This window comes from Chryseobacterium aquifrigidense, assembly GCF_006716485.1.
Lineage (GTDB): Bacteria > Bacteroidota > Bacteroidia > Flavobacteriales > Weeksellaceae > Chryseobacterium > Chryseobacterium vietnamense.
Genome location: NZ_VFPD01000001.1, coordinates 329,803 through 347,882 on the forward strand (window position 1 = coordinate 329,803; position 18,080 = coordinate 347,882).

The 18,080-nt window shown below is 36.3% G+C and carries 15 protein-coding genes; 8 read left to right on the top strand and 7 right to left on the bottom strand.

What is annotated here, in order from left to right; all coding sequences use genetic code 11:
- Positions 1-60: 60 nt before the first annotated feature.
- Positions 61-2,385, top strand: a complete 2,325-nt coding sequence (locus FB551_RS01470; RefSeq protein WP_142014316.1) for a GEVED domain-containing protein — start codon at positions 61-63, stop codon at positions 2,383-2,385.
- Positions 2,386-2,575: 190 nt separating this feature from the next.
- On the opposite strand, the gene FB551_RS23155 is transcribed toward FB551_RS01470, so the two are convergent.
- Positions 2,576-2,734: a hypothetical protein gene (locus tag FB551_RS23155; RefSeq protein WP_156121462.1), complete on the bottom strand. Its 159-nt coding sequence runs from the start codon at positions 2,732-2,734 to the stop codon at positions 2,576-2,578.
- A gap of 43 nt (positions 2,735-2,777) precedes the next feature.
- Entirely contained in the window at positions 2,778-3,605 is an 828-nt protein-coding gene (locus FB551_RS01475) for an ion transporter (RefSeq protein ID WP_047432443.1), read from the bottom strand.
- Between the two features lie 250 nt (positions 3,606-3,855).
- Between FB551_RS01475 and FB551_RS01480 the strand changes: the two genes are divergently transcribed.
- From FB551_RS01480 to FB551_RS01500, 5 genes are all read left to right on the top strand, one after another.
- Positions 3,856-4,704, top strand: a complete 849-nt coding sequence (locus tag FB551_RS01480) for a hypothetical protein (protein ID WP_226798594.1) — start codon at positions 3,856-3,858, stop codon at positions 4,702-4,704.
- Positions 4,705-4,834: 130 nt separating this feature from the next.
- Positions 4,835-5,932: a Nif3-like dinuclear metal center hexameric protein gene (locus tag FB551_RS01485; protein ID WP_142014321.1), complete on the top strand. Its 1,098-nt coding sequence runs from the start codon at positions 4,835-4,837 to the stop codon at positions 5,930-5,932.
- 2 nt (positions 5,933-5,934) lie between these two features.
- Positions 5,935-6,711: a zinc ribbon domain-containing protein gene (locus tag FB551_RS01490; RefSeq protein ID WP_047432438.1), complete on the top strand. Its 777-nt coding sequence runs from the start codon at positions 5,935-5,937 to the stop codon at positions 6,709-6,711.
- A 393-nt stretch (positions 6,712-7,104) separates the two neighbouring features.
- Positions 7,105-8,064: a hypothetical protein gene (locus tag FB551_RS01495; RefSeq protein ID WP_142014324.1), complete on the top strand. Its 960-nt coding sequence runs from the start codon at positions 7,105-7,107 to the stop codon at positions 8,062-8,064.
- Positions 8,065-8,569: 505 nt separating this feature from the next.
- A complete protein-coding gene (locus FB551_RS01500; RefSeq protein WP_142014327.1) occupies positions 8,570-9,529 on the top strand; it encodes a hypothetical protein in 960 nt (319 codons plus the stop codon).
- 63 nt (positions 9,530-9,592) lie between these two features.
- Here FB551_RS01500 and FB551_RS01505 read toward each other — a convergent pair whose 3' ends face one another.
- On the bottom strand, positions 9,593-11,371 hold the full coding sequence (locus tag FB551_RS01505; protein WP_047432429.1) for an AMP-dependent synthetase/ligase: 1,779 nt from the start codon (positions 11,369-11,371) through the stop codon (positions 9,593-9,595).
- 345 nt (positions 11,372-11,716) lie between these two features.
- On the opposite strand from FB551_RS01505, the gene FB551_RS01510 reads away from it, so the two are divergent.
- Together FB551_RS01510 and FB551_RS01515 are read left to right on the top strand one after the other, a co-directional pair.
- Complete coding sequence (locus tag FB551_RS01510; RefSeq protein WP_034695304.1) at positions 11,717-12,856, top strand: acyl-CoA dehydrogenase family protein; 1,140 nt, start codon at positions 11,717-11,719, stop codon at positions 12,854-12,856.
- Positions 12,857-12,877: 21 nt separating this feature from the next.
- Positions 12,878-13,243 carry a hypothetical protein gene (locus FB551_RS01515; protein WP_034695305.1) on the top strand — a complete coding sequence of 122 codons (366 nt, stop codon included), beginning with the start codon at positions 12,878-12,880 and terminating at the stop codon, positions 13,241-13,243.
- 241 nt (positions 13,244-13,484) lie between these two features.
- Here FB551_RS01515 and FB551_RS01520 read toward each other — a convergent pair whose 3' ends face one another.
- The 4 genes from FB551_RS01520 to FB551_RS01535 all read right to left on the bottom strand — a co-directional run bounded on the left by FB551_RS01520 (position 13,485) and on the right by FB551_RS01535 (position 18,015).
- Positions 13,485-14,429 (bottom strand): DUF4349 domain-containing protein, encoded by a 945-nt coding sequence (locus FB551_RS01520; RefSeq protein ID WP_142014330.1) that lies wholly within the window; start codon positions 14,427-14,429, stop codon positions 13,485-13,487.
- Between the two features lie 359 nt (positions 14,430-14,788).
- The gene (locus tag FB551_RS01525) at positions 14,789-16,384 is read right to left on the bottom strand and encodes a peptide chain release factor 3 (RefSeq protein WP_142014333.1); all 1,596 of its coding nucleotides are present in this window, start codon (positions 16,382-16,384) and stop codon (positions 14,789-14,791) included.
- 214 nt (positions 16,385-16,598) lie between these two features.
- Positions 16,599-17,309, bottom strand: a complete 711-nt coding sequence (locus FB551_RS01530) for a hypothetical protein (protein WP_142014336.1) — start codon at positions 17,307-17,309, stop codon at positions 16,599-16,601.
- Position 17,310: 1 nt separating this feature from the next.
- A complete protein-coding gene (locus tag FB551_RS01535; protein WP_142014339.1) occupies positions 17,311-18,015 on the bottom strand; it encodes a hypothetical protein in 705 nt (234 codons plus the stop codon).
- Positions 18,016-18,080: the final 65 nt, after the last annotated feature.

Sequence of the window (18,080 nt, forward strand, 5' to 3'; positions counted from 1 at the left end):
AAAAAAATATTTTTTTTATTGCTGATTTTCACTAGATTTGAGTAACTAATATTGATTTATATGAAAAATTTTTTACTCGTTGGTTTGTTAATGACTGGCTTTTTATCCTCTGCGCAGACGTATTGTACCCCTGCGTTTGCCAGTGGCTGTAGTGGTGGGGATATGATAGATACTTTTGCAATTCCGGGTGCCGGATTTGATCATTCTAATACAGGATGTTCCGCTAACTCATATGGAGATTATACTTCTATGACGATCAACCTTAGTGCAGGTTTAAGTTATGATTTTAGCGTTAAACATGATTATAGTGATCAGAATGTCCGTATCTGGATAGATTTTAATAATGACGGAACTTTTGATGATGCAGCTCCTGAGCTGGTAGCTTCTGCAAGTAGTACTCTTGTGGGGGCAAACAATATTACTGCGGGACTAATAACAATTCCTTCTACCGTTACTCCTGGTACTTACAGGATGAGAGTAGGAGACAGATTCTCCGGAGATCCTATTCCGTGTAATACAGATGGGTATGGAGAAGCTCATGATTATACGGTAGTAATCGGTGCGGTTCCAACGTGTTTTGCACCTTCTGCTTTAACGGTATCTGCTATTACTGCCAATTCTGCCCAGGTAGGGTGGACGGCTCCTGCTTCTGCACCGGGAAGCGGCTATGAATATTATTATTCCACTTCCAGTACGTATCCTACTGCTGCTACAGTGGTTTCCGGGACAAGCAGTGGATTAACTGCCAATCTGCCTTCACTTGCTCCAGCTACTATTTACCATGTGTGGGTGCGTTCTGCATGCAGTTCTTCCAATAAGAGTGCATGGTCTCAAATGGCAACATTTATGACGTCATGTGTTGCTGTGGGAGTGCCATACGCATTGGATTTTGAAAGTATAACGCCGCCTGATATGCCAAGTTGTACCTCAGTACTTAATGATGGTGCAGGAAATATTTGGGAGACAGGTGATCTGGATGCACAGGGATTCACCGGAAATGTTCTTCAATATTCTTACGACTATGCCGATAATGCTGATACGTGGTTTTTCACCAACGGTATTAATCTTACTGCAGGAGTGACCTACAGAATAAAATATAAATATGCCAACGCAGAAGGAACTGTATATGCTGAAAAGCTTAAAGTGGCCTATGGGACTTCTGCTACTTCAGCGGGAATGACCAATACTTTAGCAGACCACTCGAATATTGTTATCAGTACTGCAACAAGTGCTTTTGTAAACTTTACTCCAACAACTACAGGGGTTTATTATTTTGGATTCCAGGCCTATTCTGAGGCCAATATGAATAAATTATATGTTGATGATATTAATATAGATGTAGCTCCGGCTTGTAGTGAACCTAATGCATTAGCTATTTCAAATATTACTGCTGCGGGAGCTACGGTTTCCTGGGCAGCTGCCAGTCCTGTACCAGCAAGCGGATATGATATTTATTACAGCACAACCAATACAGCACCTACAGCAACAAGCACACCTAATTTTACAGGAGTTACAGCAACCACTTATAATATTCCTGGTTTAGCTGCTTCTACTGCTTATTATGTGTGGGTAAGATCTGCATGTAGTGCAACAAGTAAAAGTATATGGAGTGATCATGCTACCTTTACCACATTGTGTTCAAGCGCGAATCTTCCTTATACTATAGATTTTGAAAATGTGACTGTTCCGGATCTGCCTGGTTGTACAATGAATGTTAATGCTGGAACTGGAAATGATTGGGAAACCACGGATCCTCCTTCTGATAGTCAGGGATTCACTACCAATGTGTTGAAATATCAGTATAACTCTTCCAATTCCGGTAATGCATGGTTCTTTACACAGGGACTGAACTTAACAGCAGGAGTACAGTATACAATCAGTTATAAATATGGTAATAATTCATCAACCTATGTTGAAAAATTAAAAGTTGCCTATGGAACTTCAGCAGATGCAGCTGCTATGACAGGTTCTATCGCAGATTACCCGTCAATCAATGATGAAACTGCCCATACAGAATCTATAACGTTTACCGTTCCTGCAACAGGCGTGTATTTCTTCGGATTTAATGCTTATTCGGATCCGGATCAGTATAATCTGTATATTGATGATATCAGTATTAACAATGCTAACCTGGCAACATCTGAGGTGGCGATAGCGAAAAATAATATTCAGGTGTATCCTAATCCATTTACGGATGTATTGAATATCTCGGATGTGAAGAATGTAAAAAATGTATCTGTGACAGATGCTACAGGAAGATTAGTCAAAACAGTCATCAACCCGGAATCTACGATCCATTTAAGAGAGTTAATGCAGGGAGTTTATTTGGTAACACTTGAAATGAAAGACGGATCTAAGCAGACGATCAAAGTCATTAAAAAATAATTCATCATTTAAATAAAAAAAGGAAGGCGGGTCATCGATGATCCGTCTTTTTTTATGGAGATTGAATACAATTTGATTTAAAAGGAGGTATGAAAAAAGATGAGCGAAATATTCACTCATCTTTTTAATTTTGTCGTATAGTTCTTTTTTGATTAGAAATGATTTTCCATCACTCATTACTCATTACTCATTACTTATTTGGTACAGGCTGTATTTCTCCTTTATTCATAAGGTCAAAAACAGTAGGGAAGAACATTACTAATATAAAGTAGATAATGATCATCAGTACGATAAGTGCAAAAAGAATAATCACTAAGCTATTGGGTCTGTTTTTCTTTTTTGGTTCCATGATTTTGTGGTATTTGGTGATTAAATTTTGTTTATACCAGATATTAAGCTAATTTCTTGCCACATTTCTTACAATACCTTGCGTCATCATCAATGTCTTCATTACCACAGCGTTCACATATCAATTCCAGATTTTGTCTTTTGTTTCTCATTTCCGCTGTTACAATACCGGTAGGAACCGCAATGATGGAATAACCTGCCAGCATCAGAACAACAGCGAAAAACTTCCCTAGCGGTGTAATAGGCGATACATCACCATATCCCACAGTAGTTACTGTAACAACCGCCCAGTAAATAGATTGTGGTATTGTTTCAAAACCCTGCCTTCCGCCTTCTACCATAAACATAAGTGAGCCTACAATAACCGAGAAAATGATCAGGAACAACAGGAAGATGTAAATTTTTCTTGAACTGTTTTTTAAAGCTCTTACAATTAAATATCCATCGTTCATAAAATCCAGCAAATTGAAAATCCTGAAGATTCTCAACATTCTCAGCATCCTGAAAATCAGGAAATACTTAGTAATGGGAAAGAAAAAACTAAGGAAGAAAGGAACAAGAGCCAGAAAATCAATAATTCCGAAAAAACTGAATATATAACTCCGTTTATTCTTTACCACTGCAATACGCATAGAATATTCAACGGTGAAGAAAATTGAGATCACCCATTCAAGAATCAGAAAGGTATAATGGAATCTTTTATCAAGCTTAGGTACACTTTCCATCATAATGATAGCCGTACTTGCAAGAATTAACGACAATAATATGATATCGAACAGTTTTCCAAGCTTCGTATCGGAGCGATAAATTATCCGGTAAAGGAATCTTTTCCAAAGAGTGTCCTCAGGAATCAGATTATGTTCTCTTTCCATTTATATGGGGTTATTTCACAGCGAAGTTAATAATTTATATAAAGTATACGGTAAATATATGATTGTTAAAAGAATCTCGCAAATGTTAATGAAAAATCTATCATTTAAAAGTGAATTATTTTATATTAATTATATGATTTTCAATGTATTATATTAAGTAAAATACGAATAAAATATGACATATAAAAATGTTTTTTTTAACATTTTTAATCATCAAGTTTGTAATTTTATTCTACAAAAGCTTTATATCATGAGAAAAATTTTAACCTTGTTTATTCTGTTTTTCATAAGCAGTTTTGTGTATGCTCAGGTTGGGATTAATACTTCAGCACCGAACGGAGCTTCAGTACTGGATATAGTGTCCAACCAGAAAGGAATTCTTATTCCTCGTCTTACTGATACGGACCGGGATAACAACCTGGCTGATAATGACGTTTCCACAGTACCTCCTGCAGGTGTAGTAAACACTAACCTTACTGCAGGAACCCTTATTTTTAATACGACAACGAATAACTTCCAGTACTGGGATGGTACCCTCTGGAGACAGCTTTTTGTTCCCACATCTTCTCAGGCTGGTAACGACGGTGTCGTTAAAGTAAATTCTGGAAACGCAAATGTAAAACCCTCATTCAGTTTAAGTGCTGCAGGCAGCGGCTATGGACCAAGACAACAGGTGCTTTATAACGCTCCGTTAGTCTTTGCTGCAAGCCCTACCACAAGCTGGCCGGAAACAACCGTTCCCTTTCCAGGTGTTACCAGCAATATCTATATCGCAGCCACCGGTAAATGGAGAGAAAATGAAATTAACGGGCAGGTTCATTTTTGGAGAGCAATCGCTACAATCACTCCAGGTTCCAACTCTTCAGGATCCATAAAAGCTACTTTTAAAAATCCCGATTCCGGTTTTGAAATCAATTCTATCCAGTTGGTTCCAAGCGGCTCCAGTGGAACAGGTAACATTCTTACCTTTTATTTCTATACCATTGCGGACCCTGCGAGTCTTGATCCGGGAAAAGGCTATCAGCTTTTTATGGAATCCGATATCAACTGTGGCGTAGTAGTAGATTCCTTTACAAGAGTATCACTTTTCAAAGATTAACAGTCTATTTAGTTCTTTTTAATATCAAAATGAAACCGGTTGAAGAAAGCCGGTTTTTTTATTGCTGCAGAAATTTTTTAGAAATTTTGGTAAAATTAATATCTTCGCTGTAACCGTAAAATATAAATTAATGAAGCTAAAAACTGTAATTGCAAAGATTGAGGAGGAGATCAGCATCAGACAGGCAGAAGATTTTGATAATGTAGGATTGTTGTGTGGTGTTTATGACCGTGATGTATCAGGAATTCTGGTTTGCCATGATGCGCTGGAAAATGTAGTAGATGAGGCCATTGAGAGAAACTGTAATCTGATTGTATGTTTTCATCCCATCATATTTTCCGGACTAAAATCTTTAACAGGGAAGAACTATGTAGAGAGAGCTGTTTTAAAAGCTATTGAAAACAAAGTAGCCATCTATGCCATCCACACTGCGTTTGATAATGATTTCTATGGGGTGAACTACGGTATATGCAGTCAGTTGGGACTAAAGAATATGAAGATTCTTCAGCCGAAGGAAAATAATTTAAAACAGTTGACTGTTTTTGTTCCCGGAGAGTATTCAGAAAAAGTGAAAGAAGCCATGTTCTCAGCCGGAGCAGGAAATATTGGATTTTATGATGAGTGCAGTTTTACAGTGAATGGTAACGGAACATTCACGCCTAAAGAAGGCTCAAATCCGTTTTCAGGACAGCAGGGAATTCGCGAAAATGCAGATGAAGATATGATCTCTGTGATTTTTGAAGGGTTTAAAAAAGGACAGATTGTGGGAGCCATGAAGGCAGCACATCCGTACGAAGAGGTAGCCTATCAGGTTTATAATCTGGATAATAAAAATCATCATGCCGGATTAGGAATGTATGGTGATCTGGAAGAGGAAATGGATGAAAAAGATTTCCTTGGGTTTGTAAAAGAAAAATTTGGTCTGGAGGTGATAAAACATTCCTCTTTTAACAATAAAAAAATCAAAAGAGTAGGGGTTTTGGGAGGTTCCGGGGCAAGTGGAATAAGATCTGCAGCTGCAAGAAAATGTGATGCTTACCTTACCGGAGATCTTAAATATCACGACTATTTTCTGGCTGAGTCTAAAATGCTGATCTGTGATATAGGACATTATGAATCGGAACAATTGGTTACCCAACAATTATTTGAAATTTTATCACAAAAATTTAGTACATTTGCAATTTCAAAATCTATTGAAAAAACAAACCCAGTAAATTATTTCATTTAAATATGGCAAAAACCAACGATATTTCAGTTGAAGAAAAATTAAGAGCTTTATACGATTTACAGATCATTGATTCAAGATTGGATGAAATCCGAAATACTAGAGGAGAATTGCCAATTGAAGTTGAAGATCTTGAAATTGAAATTGAAGGTCTTGAAAAAAGAGCTGAAAAATTTCATGCTGATATCAAAGATCAGGACGATCAGATCAAAACGAAGCATGAAGTGATTAACCATGCTAAAACTTTAATTGAGAAATACAAATCTCAACAGGATAATGTAAGAAACAATAAAGAGTTTGAAGCATTAGGGAAGGAAATGGAATTCCAGGATCTGGAAATTCAGCTTGCTGAAAAAAGAATTAAAGAATTCGCAGCTAAAATTGCTCACAAAAACGAAACTTTAAGCGAACTGAACGCTAAGATCGATGATTTGAAAAGCCATTTGAAATTCAAGAAAGAAGAATTGGATGGTCTTATTTCTGAAACACAGAAAGAAGAAGAGTATCTTTTAGAGCAGTCTAAAGAATTCGCAGCTAAAATTGATGAGAGATTATTGGCTTCTTACAACAGAATCAGAACCAACTCTATCAACGGACTTGCTGTAGTAGGATTAGAAAGAGGAGCTCCAAAAGGATCTTTCTTCACTATCCCTCCTCAAAAGCAGATGGAAATTGCTCAGAGAAAGAAAATCATTATTGATGAACACTCCGGAAAAATCCTTGTTGATGATGAATTGGTAATGGAAGAAAACGAAAAAATGAAATCTGTAATTAAATTCTAATTATTGATTTTAACTTATACGAAAGCTGTTTCAGAAATGAAACAGCTTTTTTTTGGGATATATGTAGTATATAATTTTTTTAGTTTTTAAATAAAAGATAAAATTATACTTATTTTAACTGTTTATTGTTGATATTTTTCAATCAAACCTTAAAGTGTTAAATTATTGTTAATATAATGTATTTATTTGTATATTTGTTTTAATATCGACTGTTGAGGTGTCGTTTTTAAACAAACAGATTTCAGCAGTAGATAAACAGGCAACTAGATTCTGTAGATTATACCAAAAGTAAATATCTATTAATTATAGCTTCATTAATATAATCAAAAATGATTTTTATAAATAATATCATTGGGATATTCAATTTATATGAAACCAAAAAAATTATATATAATGAAAAAATTATTGATGGGATTTTTATCTCTTTTAAGTTACTGTCTCCTGGGACAGCTGGGTAATGTTGGTATTAATACAGTAACACCCGGAAGTACATTGGAAATTAACGGAAGCCTTGCAGCACAGTACCGGTTAGTATCAGCGGATTACAATATGAGTATTACAGATTATTATGTAGCTTATAATGGTAGTTCTGCCGGAACCATAACACTACCTGGAGCTATTGCTGCCTATCCCGTACAGGGGCATATCAAAGGACGCGTGTATTATATTAAAAACACAGGAAATTTCAATGTCACCATAGCAGCCAATGGAAGTGAACTGATAGATAACCAGCCGGGTGCTGCCGCATCATCTATAGGATTGGGGCAGGGATGGGCTGCAATCCTGATTAGCAATGGTAACGCGGGTGCCGGGGTAACGTGGGAAGCAGTAGTCATCAATCCAAATAATGCCATTAATACCATTATCGGCATGTCATCAAGCTCCACTTACAGCTTACCTTCAACGGCGAACTTCAATTCCGGTATTCCACAGGTGCTGCCTTTTACTGTGTCTGAAGTACAGATTAATCAGGGATCAACTGCTTCCTGGGATGCAGCAAATAACCGCTTTGTCATTAATGAAACAGGGGTTTATGAGCTGGATGCTTTGTCTTATTTCGGGGCAGGAGGAACTACAGGATCAAGTAATTATATTGGCGTTAATCTGGGTATTACAAAAAATGGAACGGCAGCAGCCAATATTATTGCCGGTACCCGTTCAAATATCGGACAGCTTATTGCCGGGGCTGGGAATACACCTATTTCATTTCATTGCCTGGTAAATTTAGTTGCTGGTGACGTTATCTATCTAACAATCTATAGAGGATCGTTTGACACTGCTACAGGAACAGTGCAGTCACAGGCACCTTCGGGAGTGTCTGAATCCCGTCATTTCACTCTTAAAAAATTGTAAAGGAATGAAGAAAAAATATTTTCCAGAGATGAAAAACCGCTTCAAATGAAGCGGTTTTTTTATTCATGATGAGCATATATCTTATTGTATAAAGCAATAAATTTTTCTTTTCTGGCTTTCTCTTCAGTTTTAACGTTGGAGTAAGCAGTCCGCTTTTGGTGTTCTGTGCTTCGGGAGTTTTTGGACAAAAGGTGAAATCATACTTGTTTTTAATCGTATCGTCTGTATTTTTTTAAAGTATTGTAGGTAATATTTAAAATATTATTAACATATTGTATTTATTTGTATATTTGTTTTAATGAGGTATGTGAAGCTTTGTGTATTTTTAAATGAATAGACAAGTTTCAGCAGGAGATAAACAGGCAACTCAGTTTTATAGATTATCACCAGAGAAAAATACTATTAATTATAGTTTCATTCATATAATCAAAAATGATTTTGTATAAAATAATATCATTTGTACATTCTGATATTCAAATTATACACAACCAAAAAATTATATATCATGAAAAAATTATTAATGGGGTTTTTATCTCTTTTAAGTTATTGCCTTCTAGGGCAGTTAGGGAATGTTGGTATTAATACAGTCACTCCCGGAAGTACATTGGAAATTAACGGAAGTCTTTCAGCACATTACCGGTTAGTATCAGCGGATTACAATATGAGTATTACAGATTATTATGTAGCTTATAATGGTAGTTCTGTCGGAACCATAACACTACCGGCAGCTACGGTGGCTTATCCCGCACAAGGTCATATTAAAGGACGGACATATTATATTAAAAACACAGGCAGTTTCAATGTTATCATAACAGCCAATGGAAGTGAGCTGATCGATAATCAGACAGGTTTGCCCGTATCATCCATTGGTTTAGGACAGGGATGGTTTGTCATGTTAATAAGTAACGGAGCTACAGGAGGTGTGGTCACCTGGGAAGCAGTAGTTATAAATCCAACCACTTCTATTAATACTATTATCAGTATGTCATCAAACTCTACTTATAATTTACCTTCGACCGCTAATTTTAATTCTGGTATTCCACAAGTACTGCCTTTTACTGCCGGCGAAGTACAGGTTAATCAAGGCTCAACCGCTTCGTGGGATGCTGCAAACAACCGTTTTGTTATTAATGAAACAGGTATCTATGAACTGGATGCTTTGTCCTATTTCGGAGCTGGAGGTACTACAGGGACCAGCAGTTACATTGGAGTTAACCTGGGTATTACAAAAAATGGAATAGGTGCAGCTAACGTTATTGCTGGTACCCGTGCAAATATAGGACAGGCTGTGGCTGGTGCAGGAAATACACCAGTTTCATTCCATTGTCTGGTAAATTTAACAGCAGGTGATGTTATTCATTTAACGATGTATAGAGGGGCTTTTGATTCTGCTACAGGAACAGTGCAGTCACAGGCGCCTGCCGGTGTTTCTGAGGCCCGTCATTTCAGTCTGAAGAAATTATAAGGATGAAAAAAATATTTTCTGTAAATGAAAAAAACCGCTTCATTTGAAGCGGTTTCTGTTTTTTTACTCATGATGATCATACATCTTATTGTATAAAGCAATAAATTTTTCTTTTACGGCTTTTCTCTTCAGTTTTAACGTTGGAGTAAGCAGTCCGCTTTCGATGCTCCATACTTCAGGAGTAAGCTCAATTTTTTTGATTTTCTCCCAGTTTCCAAGGTGTTCATTGATCCCTTCGATTTCTTTTTCAATTCTTTGTTTTAATTCAGGGCTTTTTGCAATCTCTTCAGGTGTAGCACCGATATTCAGATTATTTCTCATAGCCCAGTTTTTAGCAAACTCAAAATCAGGTTGTACCAAAGCACATGGCATTTTTTCACCATCACCCACAACCATAATCTGCTCTATGAATTTTGAAGCTTTTGCCAGGTTTTCAATAGTCTGAGGGGCAATATATTTTCCGCCGGAAGTTTTGAACATTTCTTTCTTACGGTCAGTGATCTGTAAAAATCCGTCACTGTCAATATGCCCGATATCTCCGGTTTTGAAAAATCCATCTTCAGTAAAGGCTTCTTTTGTCATTTCTTCATTCTGGAAATACCCTTTGAAAACTGATGGCCCTTTTACTGTAATTTCCCCGTCTTCCTGAATTTTAACCTTTAAATTATCCAATGGAATCCCTACCGTTCCCACTTTCATTTTATCAAAGCTGTTTACGGAGATTACAGGAGAGGTTTCTGTTAAACCATAACCTTCCAGAATTGGAATACCGGCATTCTGGAACATCAGGTTAAGCCTTGTAGATAATGCTGCAGATCCTGAAACCAAAGTCACGATTTCACCGCCTAAACCTTCTCTCCATTTAGAAAATACAAGCTTGTCAGCAATAATTTCCTGAAGTCCGGATGGCTTTGAAATGGTTTTCTTTTTGGTGATCAGATTCAGTGCCCAGAAGAAGATTTTTGATTTTAATCCTCCGGCTGAAGATCCTGTATTATAGATTTTATCATATACTTTTTCTACCAGTCTTGGTACTACAGTCATATAATGAGGCTTCACTTCTTTTACGTTTTCACCCATTTTTTCAATGCTCTCAGCAAAATATAGAGAAAAGCCATTGTACTGATAAAGATAGAACAGCATTCTTTCAAAAATATGACAGATAGGAAGGAAACTTAATGCTCTGGCCTCCTTATAATCAAAACTTCTTTTCTTTGGAATTCTTGGAATGGCTCCCAGGACGTTTGAAACAATATTATTATGCGTAAGCATTACTCCTTTCGGTCTTCCTGTCGTTCCGGAAGTATAGATAATCGTTGCAAGATCTTCTGTGTTGATCGCATTAGAAAGGTCATCTACTTCAATTTGGGTAGATTCATCCTTACCCAGATCCAGGATTTCTCTCCAGTTGGCTGCTCCACTGATGCTATCAAAAGTAAAAATTCCCTGTAAACTCGGGATATTATGTTTTACTTTCATTACTTTATTCAACAGCTCTTTATCAGAAACAAAACAATACTGAATTTCAGCATTATTGAAGATAAATTCATAATCTTCAGGGGAAATACTTGGATATACCGGTACTGAAACAACTCCGATCTGAGAAAGCCCGAAATCCATAATTGCCCATTCTGTGCGGGAATTGGTTGTAATCAAAGCAATTTTATCACCTGGCTTTATACCAAGCTTCAATAATCCTCTGGATATCTTATTTCCCTCATTAATAAACTCCTGTGTAGAAGTTTTTTTCCACTCACCATGATACTTTGTGACAAACATATCCGTTTTAGGATATTTTTCTAAAGCATAGTGCGGAATATCGAATAATCTCTTGATCGTCATGATTTTTTACGTAATTTATAAAGAAATTTAAATATAAGCATTTTTTTTAATTGAAACCCTCAGAAGGTAATAATTAGGAATTAGTTAAATGCTTACCATAACAGTTCGATTCAAAAAGGGCGCCGGAAGCCCTGAAATAGAGATTTTATATTTAAAGTTAATCTTTAGTACAGATTCGCTTTTTCTGACATATCTTAAATTGGTTTTATAACTCTTGATCCCGAATCCCGAAACTCGTCTTCATCATCATTAAACCTCCCAAAACCTGCCTTTTTTCCACTTTTAATTTATTTTTTCAGATTTGCTTAAAAAGTGTAAATTTACGGCTATCTAATTATTTTTTTTATGGACTTTAATTTATCGGAAGAACAGCTGATGATTCAGCAGGCAGCAAGAGACTTTGCACAAAACGAACTTTTACCTGGAGTGATTGAAAGAGACCGTGACCAGAAATTCCCTGCAGAACAGGTGAAGAAAATGGGAGAAATGGGACTTTTAGGAATGATGGTAGATCCAAAATACGGAGGTGCAGGGATGGACAGCGTTTCTTACGTGCTTGCCATGGAGGAAATTGCAAAAGTGGATGCTTCTGCAGCTGTTGTAATGTCTGTAAACAACTCATTGGTTTGTGCCGGTCTTGAAAAATTCGCTTCTGAAGAGCAAAAAGTAAAATATCTTACTCCACTGGCTAGCGGACAGGTCATCGGAGCATTTGCATTATCTGAGCCGGAAGCAGGTTCTGATGCAACTTCTCAGAAGACTACTGCTGAAGACAAAGGAGATTACTACCTTTTAAATGGTATCAAAAACTGGATCACTAATGGTGGAACAGCTACTTATTATATTGTAATTGCACAGACAGATCCTGAGAAAAAGCACAAAGGAATCAATGCTTTCATCGTGGAAAGAGGATGGGAAGGATTTGAAATCGGATTAAAAGAAGACAAATTAGGAATCAGAGGAAGTGATACTCACTCTTTGATCTTTAATAACGTAAAAGTTCCAAAAGAAAACAGAATTGGTGCTGACGGATTCGGATTCAACTTTGCTATGGCAGTATTGAACGGAGGAAGAATCGGTATTGCTTCTCAGGCTTTAGGTATTGCTTCAGGTGCTTACGAACTGGCATTGAAATATGCTAAAACAAGAAAAGCTTTCAAAACTGAAATCATCAATCACCAGGCGATTGCATTCAAATTGGCTGATATGGCTACTCAGATTACTGCCGCAAGAATGCTATGTTTCAAAGCAGCTTGTGAAAAAGATGCAGGAAAAGATATTTCTGAAAGTGGAGCTATGGCAAAATTATACTCTTCTCAGGTGGCAATGGATACTACTATTGAAGCAGTACAGATCCACGGTGGATATGGATATGTGAAAGAATACCACGTAGAAAGATTAATGAGAGATGCAAAAATCACTCAGATCTATGAAGGAACTTCTGAAATCCAGAAAATCGTGATCTCCAGAAGTATCGCAAAATAACATTTATAAAACACACTACCTATGAAAAAATCTTTGTGGATCACCCTTGGTGTCGTACTGTTGTTACTGGGCGTGTTTGTCTGGTATAAGTACTATTTCGTTTTCGGAGAAGGAGTAAAATCCGGATACCTGAACTATGCTATGAAAAAAGGTTATGTCTTCAAAACGTATGAAGGTAAGCTGATTCAGGAAGGCTTTGGAAGAGGAAAAACAGGAACTATTACAAGCTATGAGTTTGAATTTTCTGTAGATGACCCCGAAGTTTTCAAACAACTGGAAACCAACAGCGGTAAAACTTTTGACCTGCATTACAAAGAGTACAATGGTGCCCTTCCCTGGAGAGGAAACACAAAGTTTATTGTAGATAAAGTAGTGAATATGAAATAAAACAAATAAGGCTCTCAATATGAGGGCCTTATTTTACACCAAATCACAAAATATTAATATATGAAATAAAATTTCCAAATTGATCTTTGAACCTCGTGTTATCGAAGATTCTTTACATTTTGCTTATACTTAAAGTTAAGAGTAATTTTTATAATAAACAACACTTTCGTTGAATATTTGATAAAATTAAATATAAGAATCGAAAATCAATTCCAAACCTCATTAAAAAAATATTAAAAATCTAATGAGAATCATTATCAACGATGTTTTTATTCTTCTTTTTATAGAAATAATATCCAATACCGGCAATCAGGAATAAAGGCCATAAGGGTAGGATAAACAGGAATATGGAAGTAATAACATCCCAGCCGGATTCAATGGCAGCAAGTGACTTTCCACCGAAAGTTTTAGGCTCTGTTTCTGTTTTAGCTTTTTCACTGATATTTACATTGATCGTACAGATCGCATTGTCCATATAGTTACGCCCTGAAACCTGAATATCTTTTGTATCAATATCTCCAACATTGCTATTGATATCCTCCATTAAGCCATCAAAATGCTGCATAGGAACTTTGATATCCAGACTGTATACTTTTTGGTCTTCTCCATCAGGGCTTGCTGATTCCACATAAGACAGATTTTCACTTTTGATATAACCGTTATTTCTGTTAGCTTCCTCTCGGATAATTTCCTTCACCGTTTCAGCATTTTCAGCTCTTATCACCAAATATCCTGATTTTACCATTTTATCTTTGGACATATTCAGTTTATAGCTGTCATTTTTAGGCTTTTCTCTGTAAATAATTTTGGTTTCTTTAATAACCTTTGGGGCTGGAGCTTTTACTGCAATTTTTTCAGATCTTTTCTCCATAGAATCCTTTTTCTCTATTTTGGATTCCAGTTTTGTAGCAGCTATTTTATCAGATAAAGAGTCCACCATTTTGGAGGTGTGTTCTATCTTTTGCCGGATGTCATTTTTTGTATTTTCAAAATCTTTTATTTTAATACTGGCCGAATCAAGAACTTTGTCTGCTGTTTTACTGACATGATCAATGGTTTCTGTAGCCACTGTGGCAGCACTGTCTGCGGAATAGATTGCTTCATTTATTTTATCCTGTGTAGCTTCTGCTTTTTTACACATAATGAAAGTGCCTGATATGGCAGCGAGTAATATGAACTTTTTCATAACATTAATTTTTTTGATGAAGTAAAATTAGAAGGGAAGTTCTTGTAAAGATTGTAAATAGAATGTATTGTGCTGGTAAAATAGTAACTGTTATATTTTCAGTGTTTTGTATTTGTTTTACAAAAGATTTACAAAGCGTTTTTCTGAATTTGAGGTATTGAAATTATTCTAAAGCTTTGTCTTTTTACTCAATAGTAGTTTGGAAATCTAAAAATTCCCATCCTCTGGAGGGGTGGCGAAAATTCAAAAGAGTTTTAACGGGGTGGTTTCATACTATACAAAAAAAAAATCCGCAGAAAACTTCTGCGGATCTATAGGATAAACAATTTCGACTTTTAGCGATTTTGTCTGTTTACTTTTTAATTTTCTCTGAACTCACTGATGAAGTGTAATTTCACATTCGGGAATTTCTCCTGCGTCATATGAATCGTGAAAGAAGAGTCTGCAAGGAATACCAGTTGATTGTATTTATCTCTCGCCAGGAATCTCTGCTTTAATCTTGCAAATTCTTTGAATTCTTCAGACTTCTCATCAGCTTCTACCCAGCAAGCTTTGTGCATAGATAGCGGTTCATAAGTACATTTTGCACCATATTCATGTTCTAAACGATATTGGATAACTTCATACTGAAGGGCACCTACCGTTCCGATAATCTTTCTTCCATTCATTTCAAGCGTAAACAGCTGTGCAACTCCCTCGTCCATCAGCTGATCAATACCTTTCGCCAATTGCTTAGCTTTTAACGGATCATTGTTATTGATATAACGGAAATGTTCAGGAGAGAAGCTAGGAATACCTTTGAAACTTAGTTTTTCTCCACCAGTCAATGTATCTCCGATTCTGAAACTTCCGGTATCATGTAAACCTACGATGTCACCAGGGAAACTTTCTTCCACCACTTCTTTTTTATCTGCAAAGAACGCGTTAGGAGAGGAGAATTTCATTTTTTTGCCTTCTCTTACCAATAAGTAATTTTCGTTTCTCTTGAAGGTTCCTGAAACAATCTTTACGAAAGCAAGCCTGTCTCTGTGCTTAGGATCCATATTCGCATGGATTTTGAAAACAAATCCTGTGAAAGAGCTTTCTTCAGGTTTTACCAGACGCGTGTCACTTTCTTTGGGCTGTGGCATTGGAGCAATATCAATAAAAGCATCCAATAATTCACGTACCCCAAAGTTATTTAAAGCTGATCCGAAAAATACCGGCTGAAGATCTCCTTTCATATAATCTTCACGGTTAAACTCAGGATAAACAGACTGGATCAGGTCCAGCTCTTCTCTTAAAGTTTTTGCCGCTTTTTCACCAATAACATCATCAATAGAAGTGTCATTGATATCATCAAACTTAATAGAATCTCCAACTTTCTGCTTTTTCTCTTCTAAGAATAACTGAATATTGTCTTCCCAGATATTATAAATTCCCTGGAAATCACTTCCCATACCAATTGGTAAAGAAAGAGGACAAACCGTTAATCCTAATTTTTGTTCTACTTCATCCAAAAGATCGAAGGCATCTTTACCTTCACGGTCCAGTTTATTGATGAATACCAACATCGGGATATTTCTCATTCTACAAACCTGAACCAGTTTTTCAGTTTGTTCCTCAACCCCTTTTGCAACGTCAATCACCACAATTACGGAGTCTACAGCAGTTAATGTTCTGTAGGTATCTTCCGCAAAGTCCTTGTGACCAGGAGTATCGAGAATATTGATTTTGTGGTCTCTGTATTCAAAAGCCAATACGGAAGTTGCTACAGATATTCCTCTCTGTCTTTCAATTTCCATAAAGTCGGAGGTAGCTCCTTTTTTTATTTTGTTGGATTTTACCGCACCCGCTTCCTGAATTGCTCCCCCGAAAAGAAGTAACTTTTCTGTAAGAGTTGTTTTTCCGGCATCCGGGTGGGAAATGATCCCGAAGGTCTTTCTTTTTTGTATTTCTTTGATTAAGTCTGACATATCGTATTTTGAAGTTGCAAAAATCGTGATTTTTTACGAGGTTTTCAAATTTAAATGACAACAATGCTTATCAGGTTGTAGAGTAGGTGAATAAAAGAGTTTTAGAAACAGTGGTTTTCCATTTATAATGACTCATTTTTTCTTCTTAAAAGTTACAGAATCTGAAGTATACTATACATGGAAAAGTACATGGATTAAGGATGAATTTCTCACTCTAAATCAAAATCTTTATGACTAAAGTAAAAACGTAAATCAAACCTGCTGCAGCAAGGATAAAAATAGCAGACATGACATATTCAAATATCCCAAATTCGGTTTTTTGCGGTTCTGAACTAAGATTGTACTGCTCAATAGTCTGCAGACTTATTTTCAGATCGGGACGAAAATGCTGAATGCCTTTAAGAAAATGACGGTACAGCTCATATTGGTTACTTACAATAACCAGTTGCAAATTAAGATCTACAGGGGCTTGTATAATTTTACCTGTTCTGTCTTTCTGGTAAATTTGCAATGTCGTTTTGCCGTACTTTACGGTCTGAGTGTTGAGGACAAATACATCGTCAGAAGAACTTTGAGTAGACTGAAGTTCCTCATATAATAGGGTGTCAATGATTGTATTCTGATTGTTATAGAAAGTAACTCCTTTTTCATCCACAACTGCTTTTCGGATTCTTTGTTTTTTTCTGTACGTTAAAGCCATTATCAAAGCGATAGCACAAAATATAAGAAGAAGCAAGGCAATAATTAATGTGAAAAAAATCCCGGGATCATTTTCCAAATATTGTCTGAAATGATTGTAAATATGACCGAAAATGACCCCGATTACCACAATAATCAGAATGATAGCGATCCAGATAATCCCCATTAAAAAATAGGTAACAGGTTTATTGATTTTGGATTCTATGGCCTGGAATTTTTCTGTCATTTTAATTTTTGGTTTCAGATAATAAAAAAACAAAACCGCATATAAGCGCAGTAATAACAAGGGTAGCGAGAAATAAAAGCCAGCCTCCCGGAGAAATCCCTTTGCTGTTCACTTTCCATGTTTCCGTATCAATAGAATAGCTCCGGAAAACAAAAGGATCTATCGTTAAATCAGGGCGGAAAGTAACAATACCCTGCAGGAAATGGGCATACAAAGTCGATTTATTTCTTACCACCTTCAAAGGAAGATTCATATCAATACGTCTGGTAGTTTCTTCCTTTTTCTCTGATAAGATTGTTATTTCCAGTAAAGGAGCAATACCTGATCCTACCGGATTGACTGTATAAATATCAAAATTCTGTCTTGAAGGCCGGAGATCTGTATAGAGGATCTGATCCACAATTTCATTTCCTGAATTATAAAATAAAAGTCCGGTTTCGTCAACTACAATTTTTTGGGCTGGCTTTTTCCGTTTGATCATAAAATAGCGGATAACAGGAATCAGAATCAGAAATGAAAGCCCCCAGCCGATCAGAGCAGGGTACAGCATAGCTTCAAATCCTCTTTTATAAATTCCGTAAGCAGGACCTGCAACGAAAATCAAAGCGAAAGGAATAAAGATTACAAAGAAAAGCCCATTCAGAACAACAGTCATTAATCTGTTGGTTGTAGACTCAATTCTTTGAAAAGGAGATTCTGTATTCATTTTGTGATGTTCATGGATAAAGGAACGAAAATAAGAAAATCCTTTTTTAGTTGCCTGTAGCAGTC

Bases quoted from the DNA above. Each gene is read 5' to 3' on its own strand.
- FB551_RS01470 (WP_142014316.1), top strand. From the start codon at position 61: ATGAAAAATTTTTTACTCGTTGGTTTGTTAATGACTGGCTTTTTATCC.
- FB551_RS23155 (WP_156121462.1), bottom strand. From the start codon at position 2,734: ATGGAACCAAAAAAGAAAAACAGACCCAATAGCTTAGTGATTATTCTT.
- FB551_RS01475 (WP_047432443.1), bottom strand. From the start codon at position 3,605: ATGGAAAGAGAACATAATCTGATTCCTGAGGACACTCTTTGGAAAAGA.
- FB551_RS01480 (WP_226798594.1), top strand. From the start codon at position 3,856: ATGAGAAAAATTTTAACCTTGTTTATTCTGTTTTTCATAAGCAGTTTT.
- FB551_RS01485 (WP_142014321.1), top strand. From the start codon at position 4,835: ATGAAGCTAAAAACTGTAATTGCAAAGATTGAGGAGGAGATCAGCATC.
- FB551_RS01490 (WP_047432438.1), top strand. From the start codon at position 5,935: ATGGCAAAAACCAACGATATTTCAGTTGAAGAAAAATTAAGAGCTTTA.
- FB551_RS01495 (WP_142014324.1), top strand. From the start codon at position 7,105: ATGAAAAAATTATTGATGGGATTTTTATCTCTTTTAAGTTACTGTCTC.
- FB551_RS01500 (WP_142014327.1), top strand. From the start codon at position 8,570: ATGAAAAAATTATTAATGGGGTTTTTATCTCTTTTAAGTTATTGCCTT.
- FB551_RS01505 (WP_047432429.1), bottom strand. From the start codon at position 11,371: ATGACGATCAAGAGATTATTCGATATTCCGCACTATGCTTTAGAAAAA.
- FB551_RS01510 (WP_034695304.1), top strand. From the start codon at position 11,717: ATGGACTTTAATTTATCGGAAGAACAGCTGATGATTCAGCAGGCAGCA.
- FB551_RS01515 (WP_034695305.1), top strand. From the start codon at position 12,878: ATGAAAAAATCTTTGTGGATCACCCTTGGTGTCGTACTGTTGTTACTG.
- FB551_RS01520 (WP_142014330.1), bottom strand. From the start codon at position 14,429: ATGAAAAAGTTCATATTACTCGCTGCCATATCAGGCACTTTCATTATG.
- FB551_RS01525 (WP_142014333.1), bottom strand. From the start codon at position 16,384: ATGTCAGACTTAATCAAAGAAATACAAAAAAGAAAGACCTTCGGGATC.
- FB551_RS01530 (WP_142014336.1), bottom strand. From the start codon at position 17,309: ATGACAGAAAAATTCCAGGCCATAGAATCCAAAATCAATAAACCTGTT.
- FB551_RS01535 (WP_142014339.1), bottom strand. From the start codon at position 18,015: ATGAATACAGAATCTCCTTTTCAAAGAATTGAGTCTACAACCAACAGA.